The organism is Actinomadura sediminis, assembly GCF_042675525.1.
GTDB lineage: Bacteria > Actinomycetota > Actinomycetes > Streptosporangiales > Streptosporangiaceae > Spirillospora > Spirillospora sediminis.
Genome location: NZ_JBHTJA010000032.1, coordinates 56,403 through 63,262, shown reverse-complemented (window position 1 = coordinate 63,262; position 6,860 = coordinate 56,403). Strand labels below are relative to the sequence as shown.

Below are 6,860 nucleotides of genomic sequence, written 5' to 3'. Positions count from 1 at the left end.
GGCGTCGCGCACCCCCTCGCGCACCTCGCGTCCGCCCCGCATCTGGTCGAGGCGCTGGCGCGCGGCGGCGACCGGGCCCGCGCCGCGGACGCCCTCGACCCCTTCGAGCGCTGGTCGCGGGCCACCGGGTCGCCCGTCCACCGGGCGCTCGCGCACCGCTGCCGCGCGCTGCTCGCCGACACCGCCGCCGACGCCGCCGACCGCTTCGCGTCGGCCCTCCGCCTGCACGAGGCGGCGGGGGCAGTGTTCGAGCAGGGCCGCACCGAACTGCTGTACGGGCACCGGCTGCGCCGCGCCCGCCGGCCCCGCGCCGCCCGTGAGCACCTCCGCACCGCCCTGCGGATCTTCGAACGCTACGACGCCCGCCCCTGGACCGACCAGGCCCGCGCCGAACTCCGCGCCGCCGGGGAGACCGTCGCGCCGCTGCCGGTGCCGCCGCCCGCCGAACCCCCGGCCGTCCCCGGGGCGCCGGCCCGCCCGCCGCGTCCCGTCCCGGCGAACGGCTTCGGCGACCTCACCCCGCAGCAGGCGCACATCGCCCGGCTGGTCGCCGAGGGCGCCACCAACCGGGAGATCGCCGCACGCCTCCTGCTGAGCCCCCGCACCATCGACCACCACCTGCGCAACGTCTTCACCCGCCTGGGCATCCGCTCCCGCGTCGAACTGGCCCGCATGATCCGCTGACCCCGCGTCGCCGCCCGTCCGGGCACGGCATCCGGACGGGCGGGACGGTCAGTGCGGGGCGGGCGGGTCGGCGTAGACGCCGTGCAGCATCCCGGTGGCCTGCCCGACCTCGATGAGATGGCCGTCCGGGTCGCGCATGTAGCAGCGGATCTCGGCCTTGCGGTCGATCGGCTCGGTGAGGAACCGGGCGCCCAGCGACGTCGCGTGCTCGTAGAACGCCGCGACGTCGGCGACGCGCACGTTCATGAACGCCGTGACCGGGTCCCCGGGCTCCGGCGGACGCAGCGTGACGTCCGGTTTGTCCGGGGTGGGGCCGCCGCCGGGGTTCATGATGATCCACGTGTTGGCGACCTTCACGATCGCCGGGTTCTCCGCCAGGACGATCTCGCCGCCGAGGACGTCCGCGTAGAACGCACGGGACCGGGCGACGTCCCGGACGGTCAGGAAGTGCGTGAGCACGAGCCCCTCGACGGGCGCGGGCAGCCGTTCGCGGTTCACCATGCTCACCCCCTCGCCTTGTGCGCCCAGCGGGCCGGGTCGGTCTCCAGGACGTCCCGGTCCCAGCCGGCGAGGTCGGCGGCGGCCTCGTAGGTGTCCTCCAGGAAGTCCAGCAGCGCCCGGTCGGGCTCGGGGTCGTCCGCGACCGCCTCGTACGGGAGCAGGAACTGGCCGTTCTCGGTGCTGTAGAAGGCGCCGGACGGCCGCACCGGACGGGCCGCGAACCCGTGCGGCTCCGGGTAGGCGTACGCGTAGAACGCGCCCTCCTCCCCACCGCCGGGCCAGAACCCGCAGCTGCTCAGCTCCCGCGAGTACCCCTCGACCATCACCCAGTCGCCGCAGTTCGGCGCCCCGCCCGGATGCTCGGGCGCGGGCCGCCCGGAGAACCGGGTGCACGCGAGGTCCATCGCGCCCCAGAAGAAGTGGACCGGGCTGACCTTCCCCGCGAACCGCGAACGGAACTCGCCCATCACCCGCGACGCCTGGAGGAGCTGCCGCCAGAACAGGTGCGCCGCGTCCGCGTCGTACGACGCGTGCCGGTCGTCCTCCGCGAACGGGATCGCCGGATCGACCTCGTTCGGGCGTCCCTGGATGCGGGCCTCGACGCCGAGCCGGTCGAGGGCGCGCATCGTCCGCTCGTGGAACTCCGCGACCGTCATCGGCGCGAGCGCGAACCCCTCGTCCGTCCCGTCGTCGCCGCGCAACCGCAGCCGGTGCTCCACGAAGTCGAACTCGACGTCGAACGCGCCCGTCCCGTACGGGATCGCGGACGTCGTCAACCCGCGCGGGCTCACGTACAGCGTCACGTTCCACCAGTGGTTCACGAGCGGCGCGTTTACCAGCCGCACCTTCCCCACGATCTGCGTCCACATGTGCAGCGTGTCGCGGGTCTCGTGCCAGTCCGCCACCCGCAGCCGCGGCCACCCCTGCCGTGCCATCGCCGTCCCCCCTCGCCCGGTCCGATCCCGAAGGTCATGCCCGCCCCGAACGCCGGTCACTCGAATTCCGGCACTTCTCAGGGGGCGCTTTCTTCAGCCGGTACGCGGCCCAGCGGCCCGTCAGCTCGGCGTGCAGCCGAACCCACGCGTCGTCGCGTCGCTCGGCGGCTGCACGCCACTGCTCGGCGAACGCCGCGGAGAACACGTCGATGTCGGCCGCGGGCGCCTGCGACCACGAGGGGAACCGGGAGACCCACTCGTCGGCGTCCCGCGGTTCGTGTCCGGCCTTGAGCAGCCACGGGACGAGCAGTGCGAGTTCGAGCCACGCCGTCCCGCGCGACACGAACGCCCCCGTCGGCGGGGATCAGCTCTCGCGGGTCCCGTCCGGTCTGGGTGACGTTCTCGAGCGTGACGGTCATGTGCACCTCCGGCGCGGATCGGTTGCCGGTGACCGCGGGCCCGGGTCCGCGCCGTCTGGCCCGGGGCCGCAGGGTTCAGGACGCCCGCCTTCCGTCGGCGACGGCATCACGGCCGCGCCGATGGTCTCCGCGATCGCGGCGGCGGCTTGTTCGGCGTCGGCGGGGAGCAGGTGGTCGGTGTGCGGGCCCGAGCGCCACCGGTAGGACGAGCCGTCCCAGGAGACCAGCCAGGGGCCGAGGTTCCTGTAGGCGACGCGCACGCGCGGCAGGTCCCTGTGGTCGTGTTCCAGGGACGCCGCCAACTGGGGCACGCACCGCCGGAGCGCGGCGTGCAGCTGCGCATCCCGGCCGAACATCTCGATGCTTTCCATCTCTCCTCACGGGGGGTGGCGCCGTGGCCGCCGGACGGCGGCCACGGCGAAACGGGGGGTGGATCAGGGAGCGACGAGACCGCCTAGCGCGCCCGCAGCCGGCCACGGCGCGGCGCACGGTGCTGCCGTTCGCCGGAGTCGCGGGCCGCCGGCGCGGTCACCGGGGGGACGGGCGGAAGGTCCATGACGGTGACGTCGGGCCCGGCGTCCGTCCTGGCGGTGAGCCTGGCGCGCGGGACGGCCAGGCGGTCCAGGCGACGGACCAGCCCGGCGGGCGTCGCCGCCTCGACGAGGTGGCACTCCCCGGCGCGGTCGCGCGTCATCGCCCACCAGGTGCCGGTGGCGTGGCCGCGCCACGCCAGGGTGCCGGGAAACCAGTGCCTCAGGTCGGCCGCCACGCGGGCGGGGTCGACCTCGGCGGACGCCGGCGCCGTCACCGCGACGCTGCCTTCGCGTTCCGGCGCACCAGCCGACCGAGGACCCAAGTCACCGCGTTCATGATCTGGTCGGCCTCGGCGACCGGCTCGTGGCCGGGGCCGAAGAACCACATCCGCCCGCCGTCGTCGGAGCGCTCGCGGCAGGTGATCGTGACGGTCGCCGGGCTCGCCTCCGGGCCGCAGCCGGGGGCATCGGGGTTGCACACGCGCAGCCCGCACGCGGTCAGCTCGACCTCGAACCGCCGGGCGCCCAAGTGCGCGCCGAGCGTCGCGAGCGGGTTGGGAGGGATCGTACGATGCTCCACAGGTCGGACCTCGCTTCCGGCCGAGGCCCCGGATCCCCCCGCTGTGCGCGCAGCGGGCCGGGGCCGTCTTTGTTGTGCGCGGCCATCGTGTCCACTGCGCGAGTGCCTCCGGGAGGGGCACAATGGGGGGCACCTTGGGGGCATCCTGCGGGGCACGGCGACACGTGAGGTGCGCACATGACGCCACAAACCCAAAACTGGCTCGGCGCCCGTCTGAAGGCGGAGCGTCAGGCGCGAGGCTGGACACAGCGTGAAGTCGCCGAGGCCGTTGCCGCCGCAATGGGCGATCAGCTCACCACGGACGTGGCCACGCTCGTCGACTACGTCAAGCGGTGGGAGAGAGGACGCGCCGGCGTTGGCGCCCGGTACCGGGCGGCACTCGCTGACGCGTTCGGCATCCCACAGGGCCGGCTCTTCGACCCACCCGAGGCGGAGGATGATCCAGTGCAACGCAGAGCATTCCTGAGCGCCACGGCCGCGATGGGGCTGGCGATCACGCCTCTGGACCCTGGCGCCTCGACCAGGCGCCGCATCGGCGCGGACCTCGTCGACCGGCTCCGGCGGCGAACCGCCCGACTGCGACAGCTGGACGACGTTCTGGGGGGTATCGACACCTTTCGGGTGTACGCCGCCGAAGTGTCGGCGACACGCAGGCTGTTGGGACGGGCCACGTACAGCGAAGCGACCGGCAGGGGACTTCTGGGCGTGCTCGCCGAGCAGACGCAGCAGGCCGGTTGGGCGGCGCTGGACTCGGGGCGGATGGCCGAGGCCGGGGCATTGTTCCGTGACAGCATGACTGCCGCTTCCGAAGCGGGCAGTACGGCGCTCATGGGAAACTCTCTGGCTCTGATGTCCTATCAGCGTGTCAGCGCAGGGCGGCGCGGCACCGTGGAGGCCGACGCCGCTTGCCGGGTGGTGAGCCCGCAGACCCCTGCGGCAGTCCGAGCCCTGCTGCACGAGCGCGCGGCTTGGGCGCACGCCGTGGCCGGCCCCGGCCACAGCGGGCGAGTAGAGGAGTCGCTCGACAAGGCCAGGGCAGCGATCGCCGAGGCGGACGACCCCGCCCCGGACTGGGCTCGCTGGGTCGACGAGGTCGAACTGCAGATCATGACGGGCCGGTGCTGGACCGTCCTGAAGCGACCGGACCGGGCGGTGCCCGCGCTGGAGTGGGCGCTGAGCCGCTATGACGACTCGCACGCCCGGGACAAGAGCCTGTACCTGAGCTGGCTGACCGAGGCGCACCTCGAAGCGCGCGACATCGACGAGGCCGCCCGGACTCTGACACGCGCGATCGAGCTGGGCGCCGACGTCGCGTCGGCACGGCCGCGCCAGCGGGTCCGGGCGGTGATAGGACGGCTGCGCCCGCACGCTTTCGAGCCTCGCGTCGCCGAAGCGATCGACCGCGCTAGGTCGCTGTCTCTCGTGTGATCCACTCAAGGTAGGAGGCAGAGCCGCCCGCGATGACCGTGTAGGTCACCTCAGGGTTGTCCCACGGGTGCTCCTCGATGAGGTGCGCCTCCAGCTCGGCATAGCGGTCACCAGTGGTGCGCAGGAACACCTGCCACTCCTCGCCGGTGCCCAGTTCTCCGAGATGCCAGAAGGCGCTGCCGTACGGTCCGGCGACCTGTCCGGACGCCGCGAGCCTCGCCCCGACGGCGGACTGGATGAGCCGCATGCCGGCCTCGCGGCTGTCGGTGGTCGTGGACACCTGCAGGTACTCGGTCATGCGGCGCACCCTATCCGCGCGCAGCAGCCGCGGGCCGGCATCTTCACGCCGGATGCCGCCCCCTGGCCCGCGTCGCACGAGGTTGTGCGTTCGCCGTGCTCGTCGACGAGATCTCGTCCACGCCGTGAGTCACGGCGTGGACGCCGGACATCGCCAAGGCGATCCCCCAAGAGTTCCCGAAGCCTTCCCGGCAGTGCACCCTGAGTGCGCCGGAGGTCCGGGTGGCGCAATGGTCTCTTCAGGACCATTGGGGAACGAATCGCCTGGTCAGAGTCAAGATTCGGGCTCCCGGCCCAGGTCGTCACCGGCCTGGTTCCAGAAGTCCGCCATGAGACGCTGCATGCCGGGTGCCCACACGGCGACCTGCGTGCACAGCACTCCGACCACGTCTCCGGCGGGGTCGGCGAACGCGGTGGTGCCGAGGCCGCCCTGCCAGCCGAACCGGCCGGGGCGGGCGGCCGGGCCGCTCCGCCGGGTCTCGACGGCGACGCCGAAGCCCCAGCCGGACGTCCCCGGGAGCGGCTCGGCACCCGCGCGCTGCGCAGGGGTGAGGTGGTCGGAGGTCATCGGCTCCACCAACGCGCGGGTCAGGACGGGTCCGCCGCCGTCGAGCATCGCACCGAAGAAGGCCGCCACGTCGTCGGCGGTGGCGACCAGCCCGCCGCCGCCGGACGGGAAACCCGGTGGACGGTCGCGCGGGTCGTCCCGCACGACGAGCCTGCCGGTGTCGTCCGGCGCGTACGACGTGACGAGGCGGGGCGCGTCGCCCGGGGCGATGTGGAAGCCGGTGCCGTGCATGCCGAGCGGGTCGAAGATCCGTTCGCGCAGGACGTCCGCGAGGGGGCGGCCGGTGGCGCGGGCGATCAGCACGCCGAGCACCTCGGAGCCCGTGTGGTACATCCACCGCTCGCCCGGCTGGTGGACGAGCGGCAGCGCCCCGAGCCGCTTCATCCACGTGTCGGGCGGGAGCGGGGACACGTCCGGGCCCGGCGCGACGCCCGCCTCGTCCAGGGCCGTCCCGATCGGGGACGGTTCGAGCACCGCGCCGGTCCCGAGCCGGAACGTCAGCAGGTCGCGGAGGGTGATCGCGCGTTCCGCCGGGACGGTGTCGTGCAGCGGCCCGTCCGGACGGCGCAGGACGCGCGGCGCGGCGAGTTCGGGCAGCAGTTCGTCCACCGGGTCGTCGAGGCGCAGCGTGCCGTCCTCGACCAGGGCCAGCGCGGCGGCGGCCGTCATGGGCTTCGTGAGCGACGCGATCCGGAACAGCGCGTCGCGCCGCATCGGGGCGCCGCCCGCGGCCATCGACCCGAGCACGACCGCGTGGGTCTCGCCGTCCCGGCGGACGACCGCCACGAGGCCGGGCACGCCGGGGAGGCCGATGTGCCCGGCCAGTGCCCGGCGCAGCCGTTCCGGGCCGTGTCCGTCCGGCATTTCGGGCTCCTTTCGTCGCTCGCGAGTACGGACCGTCCGGTGGCGCCGAAC

General features: G+C 74.0%; 10 protein-coding genes. 2 read left to right on the top strand and 8 right to left on the bottom strand.

The genetic code is table 11. The features are described from left to right. The coding region (locus ACFQ11_RS17660; protein ID WP_378299820.1) for a helix-turn-helix domain-containing protein at nucleotides 1-684 on the top strand (684 nt) is incomplete at its 5' end. Between the two features lie 48 nt (nucleotides 685-732). Here the strand turns inward: ACFQ11_RS17660 and ACFQ11_RS17655 are convergent. From ACFQ11_RS17655 to ACFQ11_RS17630, 6 genes are all read right to left on the bottom strand, one after another. Next, complete coding sequence (locus ACFQ11_RS17655; RefSeq protein WP_378299824.1) at nucleotides 733-1,185, bottom strand: VOC family protein; 453 nt, start codon at nucleotides 1,183-1,185, stop codon at nucleotides 733-735. A 2-nt stretch (nucleotides 1,186-1,187) separates the two neighbouring features. Continuing rightward, nucleotides 1,188-2,120 (bottom strand): DUF5996 family protein, encoded by a 933-nt coding sequence (locus tag ACFQ11_RS17650; protein ID WP_378299818.1) that lies wholly within the window; start codon nucleotides 2,118-2,120, stop codon nucleotides 1,188-1,190. A 34-nt stretch (nucleotides 2,121-2,154) separates the two neighbouring features. After that, nucleotides 2,155-2,463: a hypothetical protein gene (locus tag ACFQ11_RS17645; RefSeq protein ID WP_378299816.1), complete on the bottom strand. Its 309-nt coding sequence runs from the start codon at nucleotides 2,461-2,463 to the stop codon at nucleotides 2,155-2,157. Nucleotides 2,464-2,535: 72 nt separating this feature from the next. Continuing rightward, on the bottom strand, nucleotides 2,536-2,910 hold the full coding sequence (locus ACFQ11_RS17640) for a hypothetical protein (RefSeq protein ID WP_378299814.1): 375 nt from the start codon (nucleotides 2,908-2,910) through the stop codon (nucleotides 2,536-2,538). An 83-nt stretch (nucleotides 2,911-2,993) separates the two neighbouring features. After that, nucleotides 2,994-3,347: a hypothetical protein gene (locus ACFQ11_RS17635; RefSeq protein WP_378299812.1), complete on the bottom strand. Its 354-nt coding sequence runs from the start codon at nucleotides 3,345-3,347 to the stop codon at nucleotides 2,994-2,996. Then, nucleotides 3,344-3,652: a hypothetical protein gene (locus ACFQ11_RS17630; RefSeq protein WP_378299810.1), complete on the bottom strand. Its 309-nt coding sequence runs from the start codon at nucleotides 3,650-3,652 to the stop codon at nucleotides 3,344-3,346. Before ACFQ11_RS17630 ends, ACFQ11_RS17635 begins: the two co-directional genes overlap by 4 nt. Nucleotides 3,653-3,829: 177 nt before the next feature. Here ACFQ11_RS17630 and ACFQ11_RS17625 point away from each other — a divergent pair, with 177 nt between their 5' ends. Beyond that, entirely contained in the window at nucleotides 3,830-5,080 is a 1,251-nt protein-coding gene (locus ACFQ11_RS17625; RefSeq protein WP_378299808.1) for a helix-turn-helix domain-containing protein, read from the top strand. On the opposite strand, the gene cutA is transcribed toward ACFQ11_RS17625, so the two are convergent. Further along, complete coding sequence (gene cutA / locus ACFQ11_RS17620; protein ID WP_378299806.1) at nucleotides 5,058-5,378, bottom strand: divalent-cation tolerance protein CutA; 321 nt, start codon at nucleotides 5,376-5,378, stop codon at nucleotides 5,058-5,060. The genes ACFQ11_RS17625 and cutA overlap by 23 nt on opposite strands. A gap of 273 nt (nucleotides 5,379-5,651) precedes the next feature. Next, complete coding sequence (locus tag ACFQ11_RS17615) at nucleotides 5,652-6,809, bottom strand: serine hydrolase domain-containing protein (RefSeq protein WP_378299804.1); 1,158 nt, start codon at nucleotides 6,807-6,809, stop codon at nucleotides 5,652-5,654. Nucleotides 6,810-6,860 lie beyond the last annotated feature (51 nt).